Annotated in this window: 11 protein-coding genes; 7 read left to right on the plus strand and 4 right to left on the minus strand. The window is 58.4% G+C overall.

All coding sequences use genetic code 11. The annotated features are described in order from the left end of the window. Nucleotides 1-1052: 1052 nt before the first annotated feature. Nucleotides 1053-4304 carry a carbamoyl-phosphate synthase large subunit gene (gene carB, locus HFP54_RS19920; protein WP_146416289.1) on the minus strand — a complete coding sequence of 1084 codons (3252 nt, stop codon included), beginning with the start codon at nucleotides 4302-4304 and terminating at the stop codon, nucleotides 1053-1055. A 385-nt stretch (nucleotides 4305-4689) separates the two neighbouring features. Between carB and HFP54_RS19925 the strand changes: the two genes are divergently transcribed. After that, on the plus strand, nucleotides 4690-6186 hold the full coding sequence (locus HFP54_RS19925; RefSeq protein WP_168566524.1) for a sulfatase: 1497 nt from the start codon (nucleotides 4690-4692) through the stop codon (nucleotides 6184-6186). On the opposite strand, the gene HFP54_RS19930 is transcribed toward HFP54_RS19925, so the two are convergent. The 3 genes from HFP54_RS19930 to HFP54_RS19940 all read right to left on the minus strand — a co-directional run bounded on the left by HFP54_RS19930 (nucleotide 6183) and on the right by HFP54_RS19940 (nucleotide 9201). Further along, a complete protein-coding gene (locus tag HFP54_RS19930) occupies nucleotides 6183-7214 on the minus strand; it encodes a calcium/sodium antiporter (RefSeq protein ID WP_146416291.1) in 1032 nt (343 codons plus the stop codon). The genes HFP54_RS19925 and HFP54_RS19930 overlap by 4 nt on opposite strands. 147 nt (nucleotides 7215-7361) lie before the next feature. Continuing rightward, nucleotides 7362-7742 carry a DUF971 domain-containing protein gene (locus HFP54_RS19935; RefSeq protein WP_168566525.1) on the minus strand — a complete coding sequence of 127 codons (381 nt, stop codon included), beginning with the start codon at nucleotides 7740-7742 and terminating at the stop codon, nucleotides 7362-7364. 163 nt (nucleotides 7743-7905) lie between these two features. Beyond that, on the minus strand, nucleotides 7906-9201 hold the full coding sequence (locus HFP54_RS19940; protein WP_168566526.1) for a phenylacetate--CoA ligase family protein: 1296 nt from the start codon (nucleotides 9199-9201) through the stop codon (nucleotides 7906-7908). Nucleotides 9202-9590: 389 nt separating this feature from the next. On the opposite strand from HFP54_RS19940, the gene HFP54_RS19945 reads away from it, so the two are divergent. The 6 genes from HFP54_RS19945 (at nucleotide 9591) to HFP54_RS19970 (ending at nucleotide 18966) form a co-directional block, all read left to right on the plus strand. Beyond that, a complete protein-coding gene (locus HFP54_RS19945; protein WP_315853943.1) occupies nucleotides 9591-10766 on the plus strand; it encodes a DUF1559 family PulG-like putative transporter in 1176 nt (391 codons plus the stop codon). 364 nt (nucleotides 10767-11130) lie between these two features. Then, nucleotides 11131-12405, plus strand: a complete 1275-nt coding sequence (locus HFP54_RS19950) for a DUF1559 family PulG-like putative transporter (RefSeq protein WP_146416295.1) — start codon at nucleotides 11131-11133, stop codon at nucleotides 12403-12405. Between the two features lie 95 nt (nucleotides 12406-12500). Then, on the plus strand, nucleotides 12501-13691 hold the full coding sequence (locus tag HFP54_RS19955; RefSeq protein ID WP_168566528.1) for a DUF1573 domain-containing protein: 1191 nt from the start codon (nucleotides 12501-12503) through the stop codon (nucleotides 13689-13691). Further along, on the plus strand, nucleotides 13688-15832 hold the full coding sequence (gene pilM / locus HFP54_RS19960; RefSeq protein WP_168566529.1) for a pilus assembly protein PilM: 2145 nt from the start codon (nucleotides 13688-13690) through the stop codon (nucleotides 15830-15832). The genes HFP54_RS19955 and pilM overlap by 4 nt, the downstream gene beginning before the upstream one ends. Before the next feature lie 20 nt (nucleotides 15833-15852). After that, nucleotides 15853-18045 carry a DUF1559 family PulG-like putative transporter gene (locus HFP54_RS19965; protein ID WP_168566530.1) on the plus strand — a complete coding sequence of 731 codons (2193 nt, stop codon included), beginning with the start codon at nucleotides 15853-15855 and terminating at the stop codon, nucleotides 18043-18045. 120 nt (nucleotides 18046-18165) lie between these two features. After that, nucleotides 18166-18966 (plus strand): PEP-CTERM sorting domain-containing protein, encoded by an 801-nt coding sequence (locus HFP54_RS19970; RefSeq protein ID WP_168566531.1) that lies wholly within the window; start codon nucleotides 18166-18168, stop codon nucleotides 18964-18966. The last annotated feature ends 57 nt before the right edge of the window (nucleotides 18967-19023 follow it).

Below are 19023 nucleotides of genomic sequence, written 5' to 3' on the forward strand. Positions count from 1 at the left end.
CTATTGGCGCCAAAGCCAATCCTGTGCCGATTAGTAGCAGCAAGGATCGGGGCAGCACGATTTGCGAGCGGCAAACTTTGCCTTCAGCTTCGCGAACAGTCCGCAGTGCTTCTTGGGAGCCGGGCAGCAGGTCGGAGCAGGTTCGCAGCAGACGGGCTCGGGAGCGCAAACCGGGGCGGGTTCGCAGCAAACGGGCTCAGGAGCACAAACCGGTGCGGGCTCGGGGCAGCAAACCGGCTCGGGAGCGCAAACTGGCTCAGGAGCACAAACCGGTGCCGGCTCGGGGCAGCAAACGGGCTCAGGAGCGCAAACCGGCTCGGGAGCACAAACAGGAGCAGGCTCGCAGCAAACCGGCTCGGGGCAGCAAGCGTCTTTCTTGCAGAACCGTCCGAACAAACCAGCGTCGGCTTGCGGGGCTGCGACGATGCTAGCGGCGACCAACAGGGTCAAGGCCATAATCGTTCGAATCATCTGATTCACTCTCTACACAAATGAAGTAGTGGAATGCCCGCCTAGCTGGCAAGCTGGGCAAAGTTTATGGATCGCACGGACTGCGTCAACCAAGGGCAACGGGGCAGTCCGCGAACTTTTTCGCTCACGCGATTCCTTCGCATCCGAACACTACCGCAGTGGATGCGACGCTAAATTGTCGCACCCCGCAGGTCGCCGTGCCCCAGCGCACATCGAATGCCGGATCCACCGCGGTCCGCTGTGACGGTTCGCGGCGCGCATTTGCACACGCCTTAATGGCATCCAAGGAGCCGAAAAACGGCCGAATCCCGACGCAGCTGACCGGGCATCTCGGACGCTGCAGCCGTGAATTTGCCCCCGCGATTGCCCCGAACACGAAGCCTCAGACACACCGGTCGGTACAAAATTTCGCGACCGTTCCGCGAAGCGGTTTTCGAAAGAATGGCTTCATAAAATGTCCGCACGACGCCGTGCCGAGTCGCGATACCGCATGTCGCCTGTTGAAAACCTGTCGCTCCGTTGCCGCGAACGGGCGTTGCCCGCACCTGCCAAGACGAACCGATTCTGAGGTTCGCGATGTCCTAGGATGCGCCGGCGTAGCGTTTCTGCAGCGATTCGACCTGGATCGGGTTTTCCCGCATGGCTTGCATCGCGTTGATCGCCGCTTCGGCTGCGGACAACGTCGTGATGCAGGGCACCCCGTACTGAACCGCCGCGGCACGAATTCGACCTTCGTCGGTTCGCGCTCCTTTGCCGCTGGGCGTGTTGACGATCAGCTGGACGTCGTCGTTCTTCAGGAAGTCGATCAGGTTCGGATGCCCTTCGGCCAGTTTCCGGACACGCGTGCACTGCACCCCGGCTTCATCCAGCCGCTGGGCGGTGCCTTCGGTCGCCAAAATTTCAAACCCGAGTTCACCAAGCCGCCGTCCCAAGTCGACCACGGCGTGTTTGTGCCGGGCGTTCAGGCTGAGGAAGACTTTGCCCGATTCGGGCAACACATTGCCGGCGGCGATTTGGCTTTTGGCAAACGCAATGGAAAACTGGTCGCTGATCCCCATGACTTCGCCGGTCGACCGCATTTCAGGTCCCAGGACAATGTCCACACCGGCAAACTTGCGGAACGGAAACACACTTTCTTTGATCGACACATGCTTGGGCACCGGTTGGTCCAGAATGCCTTGTTCCTTCAAGCTGATTCCGTTCATGACTTTGGTCGCAATGCCGGCGACGGGAACCCCCGTGGCTTTGGCAACGAAAGGCACGGTGCGGCTGGCCCGCGGATTGACTTCCAAGATATACAAGACCGGTTGGCCGTCTTCGGTTTTGACCGCGTATTGAATGTTCATCAGCCCGACGACGTTCATCCGCTTGGCTAACCGCACGGTGGCGTCACGAATTTCCGCGATCGTTTGTTCGGTCAAACTGAACGGCGGGATACAGCACGCCGAATCGCCACTGTGCACACCGGCTTCTTCGATGTGTTCCATGATTCCCATGATCACACAATCGGTGCCATCGCCGACCGCGTCGACATCGACTTCGATGGCGTCTTCCAGGAACGAGTCGATCAGCACGGGTTGTCCGTCGGCGACGATGAAGGCCTCGGCCACATATCGTTCGAACTGTGACTGGTCATAACAGATTTCCATCGCCCGACCGCCCAGAACAAAGCTGGGACGCACCAGGGCCGGATAGCCGATGCGTTTGGCTTCGCGTTTGGCTTCGGACATGTTTCGTGCGATGCCCGAGGGCGGCTGGCGCAAGCCCAATTCTTCGATCAGTTGTTGGAACAGTTCGCGATCCTCGGCCGCCTCGATCGTATCGACGCTGGTTCCGATGATCGGAACGCCGGCGGTTTGCAGCCCGCGGGCCAGGTTCAACGGTGTTTGACCGCCGAACTGTGCGATCACTCCGTCCGGCTCGGTCGCGTCGCAGATGTTCAACACGTCTTCGATGGTCAGCGGTTCAAAGAACAGGATGTCCGACGTGTCGTAGTCGGTACTGACCGTTTCCGGATTGCTGTTGACCATGATCGCTTCATAGCCGATGTCTTTGACGGCGAAGCTGGCGTGGCAACAACAGTAATCGAACTCGATTCCTTGGCCGATCCGGTTGGGACCACCGCCCAAGATCACGATCCGTTTCTTGTCCGATTTGCCGGGCAATTCGGTTTCGGTTTCATAGGTGCTGTAATAGTACGGCGTGTAGGCTTCGAATTCCGCCGCACACGTATCGACACTCTTGAAGACCGGCCGGACACCCAGTTCCAGGCGGCGTGCGCGGACCTTGACTTCGTTCGTACCGGTCAGCTTGGCCAGCTGGCGATCGGAGAAACCGTCGCGTTTGGCGTCACGCATTTGATCCGCGGTCAACGATTCCAACGATCCAACCGTGCCCAGCCATTCTTCGCGTTCAACGATTTGGGCAATGTGGTCCAAGAACCAGCGATCGATATGAGTCAGTTTGTAGATCTCATCGATCGTCATACCGGACTTCAGCGCATAACGAATGTGGAAAATTCGTTCGGCGCCGGGGACGGTCAACTTGGCTCGAATTTCATCGTTGCTCGGTTGGTCTTCGGTTCCCCAGAGGTCGCGTCCGTCGCAGCCAAGACCGAAGGCGCCGATCTCCAGACCACGCAGCGCTTTTTGAAGTGATTCTTTGAACGTCCGACCGATCGCCATCGTTTCGCCGACGCTTTTCATTTGCGTGGTCAGCGTGGCATCGGCGTCGGGAAATTTTTCGAACGCGAAACGCGGGATCTTCGTCACCACATAGTCGATCGTCGGTTCGAAACATGCTTTCGTTTTCTGGGTGATGTCGTTGGGGATTTCCCACAAGCGATAACCCACGGCAAGCTTGGCGGCAATCTTTGCGATCGGAAACCCCGTCGCTTTACTGGCCAGGGCACTGGACCGGCTGACCCGCGGGTTCATTTCAATGACGATCATCCGGCCGGTTTTCGGATTGATCGCGAACTGGACGTTACTGCCGCCCGTTTCGACGCCGATTTCACGCATCACCGCCAAGCTGGCGTCGCGCATCCGTTGGTATTCTTTGTCGGTCAGTGTTTGGGCCGGGGCGACGGTGATCGAATCACCGGTGTGGACGCCCATCGGGTCAAAGTTTTCGATACTGCAGATGATGACCACGTTGTCGTCCATGTCTCGGACGACTTCCATCTCGTATTCCTTCCAACCGATGATGGACTCTTCGATCAAGACCTCCGTCACCGGCGACTGGTCCAAACCGTTGCGGACCAGAGCGTCAAAATCGTCTTTGTTGTAGGCAATTGCCGAACCGCTGCCGCCCATCGTGAAGCTGGGCCGGACGACTGCGGGAAGCCCGACTTGTTCCATCGCCGCACGGGCCTCTTCCAAGGTGTGCACGGTGAAACCTTTGCAGACGTCCAAGCCGATCTTTTCCATCGCGGCCTTGAACTTGTCCCGCGCCTCGGCCTTGTCGATCACGTCGGCCCGAGCGCCGATCATTTCCACGCCGTACTTTTCCAGCACACCGTTGGCTTCCAGATCCATCGCCACGTTCAAACCGGTCTGACCGCCCAGTGTGGGCAGTAGAGCGTCGGGACGTTCCTTGGCGATGACCTTTTCCAAAACCTGCCAAGTCAACGGTTCGATATAGGTCGAATCCGCGGTGGCGGGGTCGGTCATGATGGTCGCGGGGTTACTGTTGACCAGAACCACCTCGTAACCCTCTTCGCGTAGGGCTTTACAGGCCTGGGTCCCGGAATAATCGAATTCGCAAGCCTGTCCAATGACAATGGGCCCGCTACCGATCAACAGAATTTTCTTGATGTCGTCGCGACGTGGCACAGAACACCTAAAATCAAAGCGAGAGATTGGTCGTGAAGACCAGCGGTATGCAAAATTCCGGGCAGGATATCACGCTACCCTATCCATTGCGTAGGGTGCGGACCGCGAACTGGCCGTCGACGGGCCGTTTCGCTCCGTTAGCCGTCTCTTGTCCGGGGCATCCCACCGGTTCGCCCCCGATTGCGCTGCTTTGGCCGAATTGACCGCTTGGGATCGAATCGTCCGGCTCGCCCCGATTGAACGAACAGCCATCAAATCGGCCGATAACCGACCGCAAACACCGGCGATTGCCTCCGACGCAGATCCATCGCGACGATATCGATCAACGTTGCCCAGCGGGCCCGCCGGGCAAAGCTGCCCCCCGTTCCACCCCGAGATTCCTGCCATGATCCAGATTCCCGCCACGTTTCTCCGAATCTCCGTCGCGACGCTGGCCGCTTTGAGCTGCCTTTGCGTGGGCCAAGCCGGGGCGGCCCAGCGGCCGTCCGACCGACCCAACATCTTGGTGATCTATCTGGACGATTTCGGTTGGCGAGACTGTGGATTCATGGGCAGCGATTTTTTCGAAACCCCGAACTTGGACCGGCTGGCCGAACAGGGCACCGTCTTCACCGACGCGTACGCGGGTGCGGCCAACTGTGCACCGTCTCGCGCCTGCTTGATGTCGGGCCAGTACACGCCACGTCACGAAATCTTCAACGTGGGAACCGGCCCGCGTGGTAAAGCCCAGCACCGACGATTGCTGCACGTCCCGGGCACCGACACGTTGCGCCCGTCCATCACGACATGGCCACAGCGTCTGCATGCGGCAGGCTACAAAACCGCATTGATGGGCAAGTGGCACCTGAGCGATGATCCGACCCAATATGGATTCGACATCAACGTCGGCGGTTCCCACTCGGGCAGCCCGCCAAAGGGATACTATCCGCCGCACCCGAACGCCCCCGGACTAGACGATGCACCGGAGGACGAGTACCTGACGGATCGATTGAGCGACGAAGCGGTCAAGTTCATCCGTCGCTCGGCCGATCAGACGTGGATGCTGTACCTGACGCACTTTGCCGTTCACACTCCGCTGATTGCCAAACGTGAACTGGTTGCCAAGTATGAATCGAAGCCAGCGGGTGAATTGCACCAACATGTTGCCATGGCGACGATGATCGAAGCGGTTGATCAAGGGATCGGTCGAATCATGCGCACGATCAACGAGCTCGATTTGGACCAAAACACGGTTGTCTTGTTTTCGTCGGACAACGGCGGATATGGTCCGGCCACCGACATGCATCCGCTGAAAGGATACAAAGGCACGTATTACGAAGGCGGAATCCGTGTGCCCATGTTCGTCCGCTGGCCGGGACAGGTGACGGCCGGACGACGCATCGACACACCGGTTTCCCAACTGGATTGGTACCCCACGATTCTGGACATTGCCGGACTGGAACGATCGGATGACCAATCGTTGGATGGTGTCAGTTTGTGGCCGATGCTGACCGAGCCAAGTCAAACGTTGGCCAGTCGAGCGTTGTTCTGGCATTTCCCGGCTTACCTTCAAGGCTATTCCAACGTCGACGAACAACGTGACCCGCTGTTTCGAACTCGACCGTGCGGGATCATCCGCCAGGGCGATTGGAAACTGCACGAGTACTTTGAATCCGGAGACTTGGAACTTTACAACTTGAAGGACGATATCGGGGAAACCAAGAACTTGGCGGATTCGATGCCCGACAAGGCTGCCCAATTGCACCAAGCCATGATCCGCTGGCGCGAACGAACCGATGCACCGGTGCCTTCGACGGCAAATCCAAAGTTTGACGCCGAGGCCGAAGCAAAGGCGATGGCCGACGTGCAGCGAAAAGCCGCGAAAAACAAACGCAACCGCTAGGCGGGAACCGCCACGGCATTCTGGCTGACTTGCTGATAAATCAAGTACGCCATGTAGGCCGCATAGACCAGCAACAAAAACAGGCCTTCCAACCGCGACACGCGTTTGGACGTCGCGAATAAAGGCCAAATCAAAACACAGCTGCCGATCATCATCGGCAGGTCGCTGGCGAATAGCTTTTCGGCGACCGGAATTCCAGCCGGTGCGACCACGGCGGTCACGCCCAACACGGCCAGGATGTTCAACGTCGTGCTGCCCACCGCGTTGCCAATGGCGATGCTGCGTTGGCCTTTCAAACTGGCCATGACACTGGTAACCAATTCTGGCAGCGACGTACCGACCGAAACAATCGTCAAACCGATCAATGCTTCCGACATTCCGAACCGCTGAGCGATCGCGACGCTGGCATCAACAAACAGGCGGCAACCGACGACCAAAAGTGTGATGCCGACCGCCAAGATGAACAGGTTCTTGATCACCCGCCAAACCAGGGGCGACGACGGATCATCCACCGGGGCGGCGGCATCGGAATCGTCGGAATCGGTCTGTGACGTGTCCCGAGCCGCATCCGATTCGAACTGGCGTCGGCCCAGTCGAAAGGAAACGGTGAAATAAACGAACAGAAAAATCAGAAACACGCACCCATCGATGCGTGACAGGTTCAAGTTGTCGCTGAGCAGGTACATCAATACGGCCGCGGCGATCATCACAGGCAAATCGAATTTCACGACTTGGCTGCGTACTTCCAGCGGAACGAATGCGGCCGACAGCCCGACGATCATCAACAGGTTGAACAGGTTGCTGCCGATGACATTGCCGACCGTGATATCGGCCTGACCTTGCAGAGCGGTCAGCACCGAAACGGCCAGCTCCGGCGCACTGGTCCCAAAAGACACGACCGTTAATCCGACAAAAAGCGGTGAAAGACGCGCGGCGAACGCCAACTGCGACGCACCACGAACGACCAGTTCCCCGCCCAGGACCAATAAAACGCCACCGGCAAGCAGTGCAAGAATCGTCAGGAACATGCTTGTCGGCTCGATGTCGCAGGTCAGATCAATGAAAACCGAAGTCGAACGTGGCGTCGGTCGCGACTGTTGTATCGGCACGTCCCTGGCCGGATCAACATCGCCCCAAGCCCCACTAAACCACCGGATGATCGCACAGATAATCGCTCAAGGGGTCTGGGCATCATCGAGATTGTCCCGCCGCAGCCGATCAAACGTATAGATCCCGCTGTTGTGACCATCACTGAATGCGATGTTGTAGGCGTAGGTCCCGACCGGTTGCATCGCCACAATGGTCAACGGCCGCGCCTCCGCGGCACTCAGTACGGGCAGGGCGATCGGCCCAGTAGCGGACGACGAATCCAAATCGCTTGCCCGCTGCTTTTCTCGACATGTTGCGCAGGGGCACCGGTCACGCAGTTCCTTGGCCGTCCAACGGGTCGTCTGCTGGTCAGACCAGACGATGCAAATCGCAGCTTCCCCGTCACGACGAATCTCCGTCGGCGTGGCGTTGCTGCTTTCACTGTTTCGTTGTGGTTCAGACGTCATCACAGGGGTCTCGTCGTGGTCATGGGACTCTCGTTTCGCGAAAGTTCGATCTTGCTGTAAAGCGGGCTCTTCTCGTAAAGCGGCCCAGCACCGTCAGTGCAATGCACAACATCACAACGACGGTATCGGTGCGCCGGGTTTGGCACGTCCACGCGATCATCGCCTAGTCCGTGCGTCGATCCACCCAACGTTTGGCCTTTGCTTCGAATCGTGGCAGGCTGCCCGGCACCGCCGCCACCAAGTCCACCCGCATCGCCAATCGGTCGCGACAGGCGGTACGGATTTGGTCCATGCGCTCGGTCGATGTTTCGATCTCAACCTTTAGTTGATCCATTGATTCTCTCCGCGTCACCGTCACGCGGTATTCACCGGCGGGTTCAATCTCTCGAACGATGGTGTCGATACTGCTGGGAAAAATATTGACACCACGAACAATCAGCATGTCGTCGGCTCGCCCCAGCACGCCGCCGTCGAGCCACAAAAACGGGCAAGCTTGGTCGTGGTTTTGTATGCCCCGTACCAAGTCCCCCGTGCGATACCGCAAAACGGGTCCGCCTAGGCGTCCCAGATTGGTCAGAACCAATTCCGCGGTTTCGCCGTCATCGGCCTTTCGCCACGAATCGTCATCATTGATCACCAAGCGTTCCGCAATGAACTCCGTTTCGATCACATGCATGCCGGCCCCGTTGGCATCGCCGCACCCCCAGGCGCCGACTTCGCTGGCACCGGCATGATCGACCACGGTGGCTCCGAACGCGGATTCGATTCGCTGGCGGACCGCGGGCAAACTGCCACCCGGTTCACCGGCGACGATCACCGTCCGAACATCGGACGCCGCCAGATCGACGCCGTCGCCGTCGGCCACCCCGGCAAGGTGCAGGGCATAAGTGGGGGTACAACAAACGACCGTACACCGATGTTGCAGAATCATCTTTAGCCGGGCTTCGCTGGATAGACCGCCGCCGGGCACCACCAATGCACCACGTCGAATCAGCGCATCATTGGCCGTCCAGAATCCGATGAACGGCCCAAACGAAAACGCCATCATCGCGACATCACGCTCCGTCACGCCCGCGGCGTCCAATACATACTGCCAACAATCGATCCACCAATCCCAGTCCTCGGCAGTATCAAACACCGGCATCGGCCACCCGCGACTGCCGCTGGTTTGGTGGATGCGAACGTAGTCGTGCATTGACGGCAGATCGAAAATCTTCGCCGGCTGCCCCGGCTGTTCGGGAACCAGTTCTTCTTTTCGCAACAGTGGCAACTGTTCCAGCTGGCTGAGATCCGAGAGCGGCAATTTCAGTCCAGCCGATGTCAGCGACGTCAGGCGCTGGCGATAAAACGGGCGATCGACCAACGCGGCCAACGTCCGGTTCAGCTTCTGCAGCTGAAGCTGCTTCAGACGCACCGACGTCGGATAGCGGTTCGGATCGTCAAAGCTGGGCACGGACATGTCAAAGTTCGCCTGGATCAGGTGGTTCGAGGGAGTTTTGAAAGATGAAGATTTGCGGCGCCGCCATCAATGAACAAACGGCCACAAACTGGCCGCCAGCGGGAAACTTTCGGTCGCCACAGTCAACACGGCAACTTCTGCGACGGCCCAAAGTGAAGCCATCCCCCGTTACCGCCTTCCAAAGGGGCTGGAGGGTTCCACAAGTGCACCTTCATCCATCAAAGCACACCTTCACTTTGAGCCTGCTGTCAATACGAGGGCACGCTAAAGATTGCGTTAAGAACTTGTGAGATCGGCAATTGCCCGTTGCACGTCAACGGGGCTGCGTTTGAATTACGGCCCGAATGACCGGACGTATGTATTCTTCCGCAGGCGGTTCCCGATTGAACGTGACAGATTGTAAGGCCCAACGACCGCAACGTCGTTTTGGGCGAACCGGTTTTACGCTGATCGAAATGCTGGTGGTGATCTCCATCATCGGCATCTTGGCGGCGTTATTGTTGCCAGCGATCTCTCGCGCTCGCGAAGCGGCACGTGGCACCCAGTGCCAAAACAACTTGAAGCAATTCGGCATCGGCATGGCCAGCCGCGCGGCGGCGGATCCCAGCGGGGCTTTGTGCAGCGGCAGTTTTGATTTCGAACGTGACGGTGTGCCGACGGAAATCGGCTGGGTCGCCGACATGGTCAAACGAGGCTTCCTGGCGTCGGAGTTACGTTGTCCCAGCAACGGTGCCCAGACATCCAAAGCGATCCACCAGATCCTGGATTCTCCGCTGACAGCATTCGTAACGGATAATTGCAACGACCGACTGGGCAACCCCGGTTACGTCGACGAAATGGGCGTCGAAGTCAAAAACATCGCCCGACGCATCGCCGAAGGCGGCTTCGCACCCGGGTCGGATGAACGCAGCGAACTGGTTCGCGTTCAAATGTTGGAAGAAGGCTACAACACGAACTTTGCCGCGTCTTGGTTCCTGACCCGCAGCGAGTTTCGGTTGGATGCCGATGGCAATCCCCAATTGGATGCGGCCGGCTGCGATGCAGATCCTCGTGGACGCCATGTGACCCGAGGACCGTTAACCACACGTTTGCTGGACAGCGGTCGTGCGGCCATCAGCACGGTTCCTCTTTTGGCAGATGCATCCTACGGCGGCATCATGACCTCATCCGCGGGCGAACTGTTGTCAGGGACACCGTTCACCGTGCCGATGGTTGGGATGCCCGTTCATCACGTGGAAACACCGTCGGCCCCGTCGAAGTCGGGTGTGCTTCAGATCCCAAGTTTTCCAGCCGGTACGACGCGGACGGGTGCTAGCGGATGGCTGCGAAGCTGGAACTACGAAACTCGCCAAGATTACCGGGGCATGGCCCCCATTCACAGCGGCGTGGTGAATGTGTTGATGGCCGACGGTTCGGTCCACGGCATCACCGACAAGAACGGCGACGGCTTCATCAACAACGGCTTTCCCGCGGTCACCGGGATGTGGACCAGTGCCGAGGAAGAAACCACGGACCTGACGCTTGCCAGTTACTACACGTTGACCAGCAAAGGCGAACAGAACTAACCCGCCGACCGGCGACCAAAACATGCCCACCGCGGATCCAGAAGAAGCCACCCCAGGCTTGCTCGCCTTGACGACCGAACAACTCTCCCCCCATCACCTTTGACAAGGAGCCCTCACCTGCATCGAACCCTGACCCAAACCTTGGCCGTGGAGGCGACGTTCCGCTTCGATGTGCCGCTGAACATGACACGAACGATTTTTCATACATCCAAATAACAAAAGAGGACGCGACGCAGAACGTTCGCCAGGCCCGCTACCGACGGACCGGACGAAACCAGTGTTCCACGCCGCATTCCTCCCTGTGACACCCCATTCTGGGCCCGGACGTGTGTCCAAGTCCAGAGAAACTACCAAGAGAACCTTCATGAAATCTCAACAAAAATCAGGTTTCACCCTGATCGAATTGTTGGTGGTGATCGCCGTCATCGCCTTGTTGGCTGCACTGTTGCTGCCGGCCATCACCCGTGCACGTGAAGCCGCCCGCGCGGCTCAGTGCCAAGCCAACCTGAAGAACGTCGGCATCGGCCTGTACAAGTACAGCGTCCGCAGCCCCGGCGGCACGTTCTGCAGCGGTGCCAGCGATTTCCGTCGCGACGGATGCATGGACACCTACGGCTGGGTTGCCGACTTGGTCAACGTTGGCGATGCCAACATGAACGAGTCGCTGGACCCGTCCAACCCGCTGAAGGGTTCGGAAAAGCTGAACGACTTGTACGGTAAAGACACGTCCGACAACAAAGACGGTGCCCCGCTTGCTCGCCTGAGCGCCGGCGTTTGCGGTGCTGCCGATTGGCAAGGCATCTCGGGAACCGGTGGCGGCACCACCTTTGCCAGCACCGACCCGCTGACCGACGAGCGAGCCGAGCTGATCTCGCGCCACTTCCTGACCAACGGTTACAACACCAACTACGCCGCCAGCTGGCACTTGGTCCGCGGCATGGTCCGCACCGACACCGACACCTCGGTTTCGCCTCCGGTCCTGACCACCGCGACCACCGGCGGATTCAAGGGGCTGGCCGGAACGACCGGCCCGCTGAGCGTCAACGTTCTGGAGCGTAGCCGCATCAGCAGCAGCAACATCGGATTCATCGGCTGTGCAGCCCCCGGCGACGTCGACGAAGCCATCATGGCCGCCACCATTTCGCACGACCCGTCGGGCACCTTCGGTACCGCCCTGGGCACCTCCGACAGTGTCGAATACATCCCGGCCGGCTCGCTGCTGACCGAAGCTTTCAACGACGGTCCGGCTTTCTGGAACGACGGTGCAAAGAACTTGGACCTGATCGGCTCGGGCGTTTCGCTGGCCGCACAACAAACGTGTGAGCGTGGCCAACCGACGACCGCCGGTTGTGCAGCCCCGACCGGTTCGACCGGCAACGGATTCTACTTGCAAGACACCCGTGACTGGTTCGCCGTTCACCAAGGTTCGTGCAACATCCTGATGGGCGATGGTCACGTCGAAGTCTTCGTCGACACCAACGCCGACGGATTCCTGAACCCCGGATTCCCCGTCACCGGTCTGACCGACGCCGAAGTTTCCGGCGTTGGCTACGCCGACGACGTTTTGGAAATGCCTCGCGACAAGTTCTTCGCCGGCATCTTCCTGGACGACGGATACTTCAAGGGCATCTTCGAGTGATCCTCGTGTCCTGACCTTGAATACCACGACCCTCGCCGCCGTCATGGTGGCGAGGGTTTCTTTGATTTGACCTTCATTGCTTTCTGCAGTCCGTTATGTCTCGGTTTTCTAAAAGCCTTCTCGCCACACTGGGCGGGCTTGCTTTCATCGGCCTGGTCGCCGCTTCGTTGACCCTGATCGTTCGCTACAAACCCTACGGCGTTCCGGACCACCGCCGTGCCGAATACGAAGCCCGTGTTGCCGCCCTTCGTCAACATGAATTGGACCGCAAACAAAACGCGGACACGGCACAGCCCAAAGCCACCGTGGATGCGACACGGCATCATTTCGGGATGCTGGATCCTCACGTCACCGCAACCCACCAGTTTCGCGTCACCAATCGAGGTGACGCACCACTGACCTTGGACGTGACCGACACCACTTGCAAATGCACGGTCGGCAACGTGCAGCAAAAACTTCTGATGCCGGGTGAATCCACCGACGTCTCATTGCAGTGGAACACGGGCTATCAAGCCGAACACTACGAACAAACCGCCCTGATCGAAACCAATGATCCGGGCCGACCCACCATCAAGCTGACCATCGAAGGCACGATCCGCGCACGCTTGGTCGCGCCCGAATCCATCCCATTGCAAGCGGCCAATCCGGGACAGCCCAACCAGGGATCGTTTCTGTATTACAGCCAATTGCCCGGCGACGTAGTTTTGGAAAGCATTCAATCCGATGCGGAGGGTCTGCAGTGGAACGTCACTCAGCTGGACCCAACCAAGGAAAGCCGCTTGGCCGATGCCGAAGCCCGGTCGGCTTGGAAAGTGGAACTGTCATGCGTGTCCGCATCGTCGGGGATCTTTGAAATCCCGGCGACCTTGACCTTCCGCCAAACGGACAACGACGAAACGATGATCCGCGAAGCCATTATCACCGGACGCGTTCACCAAGCGATCAGCTTTCACAGCCCCGACATTCATTCCCAAACCGGCCTGGAACTGGGCACGATGGTCAACGACCGCCAGCACGTCACCCACGTGCTGGTCCGACAACGTGACCGCTTGGATCGCCAATTGAAGGTACTGAAGGTCGAACCCGAATCGTTGCAGGCATCGATGAAACCGTTGGCCAAGGAGGGCAATTATCGACTAACGATCGAAGTCCCCGCGGGCGCGACACCAGCCATCTTCAACCTGGACAACAAGCAAGGCTATGTGCAGGTCGGCGATCCCGACACGCCCGGACTGTCGAATTGGTTTCCCATCCAAGGTTGTGTGGTCGAACTGGAGAAATCATGAATCCGCCTGCCTCTGCCGCCGGGTCCACCGGGATTGCCTGCGTTGCCTGCCAGCACAGCAACGATCCGTCCGCAAAGTTCTGTGCGGGCTGTGGACACAGTCTGTATGAATCGTGCATCCAATGCGGAAAGCCGGTTCTGTTGGATCAAAAATTCTGTGGTTCATGCGGTGCGGACCTGAATGCCGCGGTTCAAAAACATCGTGCCCAGTTGGAAAGCTGGATGGCGATGGCCATCGACAAAACAAAGCAAAATGATTTCAAAGAATCGTTGGCTTTGTTGAACCGTGTCGCCAATCAAACCGACGTCCGCTATCGCGATTTGGCCGACCATGCCAAGAAGGCCATCGAGAAAGTCGAAGGCATCTCCAACACTCTTCAATCGGACACACAGCAACGACTACAGCTGGCTCAACAGGCTTTCGAGTCGCGTGATTACCCCCAAGTGGTTGAATGCCTGAGCAAGGTTTCTGAATCGCTTTTGACGGAGGAAGCCAAACGCATCCTTCGTGTCAGTCGTCATCACATCGAACAAGTTTCCACCTTGCGAGGCGAACTGTCCGAAAGAATCGAACATAAGGATTGGGCAACCGCGGGGCATTTGTTGGAACAGTTGCTCGAACTCGTGCCGGGCGATCCGAAGTACACGAAGCTGGCACAACAGGCGGCCGGGAAACTGATCAAGAGCGCCGGCCGTCGTGCCGCCCGACATGATTACTTGGGTGCGTTAGGCAAACTGGACGCGGTACCCGAATTCTGTCGTAACGATGAACACGCTGCTGAGCTGAATCGAATTCGCAACATCCACTGGCTGGCGTCTCAGTTCGAACCCGAGCCCTACGCCACCGCCACGTTGGGACGCATCGCGGTACGTTATTCCAAGGACTCACCGCATGACGGACGTGCCACACAATTGGTCAACGATTTGGCGGCACGTTTAAAAAAGGCACCGCAAGACCAGCGGCGGGCATCGCCGTCCTACCTTGCGTCACCGGCCGCTTGGGTTGGCGGTGACGTGGCGTTGTTTGCCTTACCCAAATCGATCGATACCCAGGCCGCCCCCGACTTTCGCCGTCGGCCCGGCCGTTTTGCCGTCGCCACGGGGTTGGCCCTTCAGGGTTTGGGGTTGGCGCGAATCGATCGTGCACTGGGAATGAAGAAGCGGTTGCTGGGCGGACTCGGTGGTCGCGGGCGAACGACCTGCTGGGGAATCGACATCGGAACGTCGACCATCCACGCGGTCCTACTACGCAAGGAAAAGTCCGATGAACGTCCCGTGGTGGTGCAAACCTACTTTGCGGAATTGGAAAGCCCGGTTTGTCGCGTCGGCAATGACCAACGGGAACCAGTCATCATCAAGGCCGCAATCGAAAAGATGCTGGAGACCATTGATGTCGGTGACACCGATGTCTTTTCCAGTTTTTCGTCCAGCCAGGTGGTCAGCCGCTTTCTGACTTTGCCACCGGTCAAAGACAAGATGGTCGCCAACTTGATCGAACAGGAAACACGGCAACAGATTCCAATCCCGATCGAAGATTTGGACGTGGTCACCTATGTGGGCAAGTTGGGCGACGACGAATCCAAAGGTCGACCGGCTCTGATTGCCGCCGCAAAGAAACACTTGGTCCAAATTCGGATGGACCTGTTGAAAGACAGCGGGCTGAATGTCGTCGGCCTACAAAACGAATCGGTCGCTCTGGTGAACTTCGCCGCGTTCGAATTCCAAGACGTTTTCGAAGAAGAAATCGAACCCGCCGGCGGCGTGACCAAAGTCCCATCGGTCGCCTTGGTCGATGCCGGTGCCTCATCAACACGATTGGCGTTTGTATCAGCCGAGCATTGTTGGTACTGGACCATCGATTCAGGCAGCGAAGAACTGACCAGTGTTCTGGCACGCATCTCTCAGAAGACCAAGGAAGAGGCGGAGAAACTGAAGTGCAACCCCGCCGCGTTGCCCAAGCCGGCGGATATGTACGACCCGGTGGAACAGAAATTGGCGGCACTTCGCGGCCGACTGGAACGTATCGCCGGCGAAGGACTGGGCGAACATGAACATTTTCAAGTGCAACAGACCTGGTGCTTCGGCGGCGCGTGTTTAGCGCATGCTTGGATCCGACGCGTCATGCTGGCCGCCACGTCTTGATGACCCCACGAGTTTTCCTCATGTCCCTTTGCAGTATTTCGCGTCGAGACATTGCCCGTCGATGGTCGCTGATGTTCATCACGCTGGCCCTTTTCGGCACCTTGCCGGGATGTGGCGAAAGTGCCGAAGACAAAATGATGCGGGCCGCGATGCGCGTTCGTCCGCAAGCCGACGGTGACGAACCGGATCCGCCCGCATCCCGACCCGCGCCAAAGCCCGCCGCCGAACCGGCACCGGAAAAAAAGGTTGCCGCCGCGGCACAGGCTCCGTCGAAGCCGGCCCCCGCTGCGCAAGAATCCGCCAATCCACCGGCCGGCGACGCCACCCCGGATGACGCACCGTCGATCGGGATGCAACCGATCGAACAACGCAAGCCCGAAGCGCCGCTGGACGATCAGCAACGCCGGGCGATGGCGATCAAAAACTTGGAAGCCATCACCGAGGCGTTGATTTCTTACAAGGACGACAACGGTCGATTGCCCACCGCCGCAATGGTGCACGAAGGCTTCCCGACGTTGTCTTGGCGCGTCAGCCTGCTGCCGTATCTCGGTTACCAGGATCTGTATGACCAGTTCGATCCAACATTGCCGTGGAACCGTGGCAAGAACAAGGAATTGCTGAAATACATTCCGGATGTGTACGTCTCGCCGGAACGATTTGACACCAAGACGAATTGGTTGCTGCCAGCACACGAGGCCTTCATCTTTGGCGAAAACCGTGCCCCACGTGATGTTCGGATCGAAGACGGTCTGGGCGACACGTTGATGCTGGTCGAGGTCCAAGACGGCTTGGCCGTGGAGTGGACCCAGCCTAAAGATTTCGATCCACCCGATCGCCGTGATTTCAAAGACCTGTTGGGCGCCCAACGTGGCGACGGCATCTTGGGCGCATGGGCCAACGGCTACACAACGTTTCTTTCCAGCGGCGTGGGCGCAAGTCAATTGGCCGCCGCGATGAGCTATGAATCGGGGGAACCTTTCCGGGCCGCTCAAATTCATCGCGATCCCGATGTCGGTCCCGTCGCGAGCAACGCGATGACATCAACCGTCTCCACGACGACGGCGGCGGCAACATCGCCAAGCACGCCACGGACCACGACCGCAACAGTTTCGCAAGGCTCGCGGCCCCGCGGCCGAGCCGTCGAGCGTCTGAATGAAATGAAACCCAGCCGCGAAGAAATCAATCGCGCGGGCAAACGGCTGCAGGACATCTATGCCGATCGCATTCGCGAAGCAGAACAGCTGACACAGAAGCGCAAAATCCTGAGCGAAATGTTGATCCAGGCGGAACGACTGGAAGCCGATCCGGCGGGAGCCTACGCGCTGCGATCCGCCGCGATGAAACTGGCGGTCGATACCGGAGACATCCGATCGTTACTGCGAGCCGTTGATTCACGGGTTCAACGTTTTGCCGTCGACCCGTACGAAGTCAACGCAACCGCACTTGCGGCGTTTGCCGAACGGAACATGCGAAACGACAACGCGCGACGCGCCGCCAGCGAGTTTGCCAAACGGGCCGTGGTGACGATCCGTGACGGAATCCTGCAAGACGACTATGACGGTTGCGGCAAGCTGGCCAGCATGGCCGCGGCGATGCAGAAAACTGCCTCGGGCAACCGTTATCAATTGAATCTTCGCAACCGAAACGAAGTTGACCCTCAAAAGTTATGGACACGGCTTAGCAGTCTTTTGTCATCGACCAAGCAACGTTATGCCGACGCGGCGGAACAATTGGCTCGGTTTCGGCAAGACGACAGCGACGGCGATGCCGCTTCATCGGTCGGACGCTTTCTTTGCTTCATCAAAGGCGATTGGCAAACCGGTTTGCCGTTGCTAACCCAAGGCGGTATCGAAGCGTTGCAAACCGCGGCGCAGCGGGACTTGCAGGGCGCGGCGAACGTCGGCGAACAGGTCGCCCTAGGCGACATGTGGTGGGAACTTGGCCAGCGTGCAAAGGCCGGCGTGTACAAGCAAGGTGCGTTGGATCGCGCCGGTTTCTGGTACGAATCGGTCTACGAAGTGATGCCGGAATCGTTGGACAAGCTGCACGTCAAAGCGCGTCTGGATGAATTGAACGAAGGGGTTCCCGGCAGCCCGCTTGCAGCCCTGCGACAACTCAGTCTGCATCTACAAATTCCTCCCGATGCAACGTTGGAACAACTTGCCACCGGGAACGGCCGTGCGTTCGGAAACGACGATGATGACGACGATTAAACAGTGAACAAGTTTCGACGGAATCCAATTGGATTTCATCAAATCCACACAGAATATAGCCCCCCGGCTAGTAGACTCACGACCATTAGAAATAGCATCACACATCCGATGAGAATATCAATGAAACCCGCAGGCTTTGTGCTCGCCGCCACGGTCGCAGTCTTTCACGCCTGTCACGCCGGCAACTCCAACGCCGAAATCGTCATGATGGATTTCAGCGACGGCGAAGGTGTACCGGGATCTGTGATTGATGCCTTACCCGGCTCCGGTCAAACCGCGGATCCTACCTTCGGCCTTGCGGCTGCTTCCAATGTCTATGAGGAGGAAGGGTTCCGTATCACTGCTTTATCAACGGGAAGCGTTGATGTTTCTTCCAATTTCATCTATGGGCAAAATGGATCAGGCAACCACGTTGATACATCGGCGACGTCGACCGGCTTGTCGACAGTGAATGTGACGAGCAAGGACAATCTTGATGGCACCTTCTCCGGTAGTGGTAACACTGCAATCAGGTTCCTTCTGGAGCAAACCGACGGATCCAACTTTGACTTTCGATCGTTGCAACTGAGCACATTTTTTGATCCCGGCGAGTCTACTTCGTCAAACCAAACGGTCCTATTCCAGGCGCTAGATACCAGTGATGCAGTCATCGGATCACTATCCTTTGCATTTGGCTCGGCCGGTGCCTCATTCAACAGCAACGCAGGTCCTTTCACCGTTGATTTTACCTCGACAGCAGGTTTTGATGTGGCCAACAGTATTCGTTGGTCGCAAACCCACGTCGGTCGTCACCAGTTCGACAACATCGTGATCGACAATTTGGACGCAGCCGCGGTCCCGGAACCGTCCAGCCTGTTTGCAATGGCGACCATGGGCGGCGTTGTCGCGTGGCGAAAGCGACGAACCAAACTTGCCGCCTAAGCGACCTCCTTCGTCGGTCCGGCACACCGGCTGATTCGAACGCAAAAGCCGAGTCCC

The sequence above is a fragment of the Crateriforma spongiae genome, from assembly GCF_012290005.1.
In the GTDB taxonomy this organism is placed as follows: Bacteria; Planctomycetota; Planctomycetia; order Pirellulales; family Pirellulaceae; genus Crateriforma; species Crateriforma spongiae.

Coding starts and splice junctions, on each gene's coding strand:
- HFP54_RS19925 (WP_168566524.1), top strand. CDS start 4,690: ATGATCCAGATTCCCGCCACGTTTCTCCGAATCTCCGTCGCGACGCTG.
- HFP54_RS19930 (WP_146416291.1), bottom strand. CDS start 7,214: ATGTTCCTGACGATTCTTGCACTGCTTGCCGGTGGCGTTTTATTGGTC.
- HFP54_RS19935 (WP_168566525.1), bottom strand. CDS start 7,742: ATGACGTCTGAACCACAACGAAACAGTGAAAGCAGCAACGCCACGCCG.
- HFP54_RS19940 (WP_168566526.1), bottom strand. CDS start 9,201: ATGTCCGTGCCCAGCTTTGACGATCCGAACCGCTATCCGACGTCGGTG.
- HFP54_RS19950 (WP_146416295.1), top strand. CDS start 11,131: ATGAAATCTCAACAAAAATCAGGTTTCACCCTGATCGAATTGTTGGTG.
- HFP54_RS19955 (WP_168566528.1), top strand. CDS start 12,501: ATGTCTCGGTTTTCTAAAAGCCTTCTCGCCACACTGGGCGGGCTTGCT.
- pilM (WP_168566529.1), top strand. CDS start 13,688: ATGAATCCGCCTGCCTCTGCCGCCGGGTCCACCGGGATTGCCTGCGTT.
- HFP54_RS19965 (WP_168566530.1), top strand. CDS start 15,853: ATGTCCCTTTGCAGTATTTCGCGTCGAGACATTGCCCGTCGATGGTCG.
- HFP54_RS19970 (WP_168566531.1), top strand. CDS start 18,166: ATGAAACCCGCAGGCTTTGTGCTCGCCGCCACGGTCGCAGTCTTTCAC.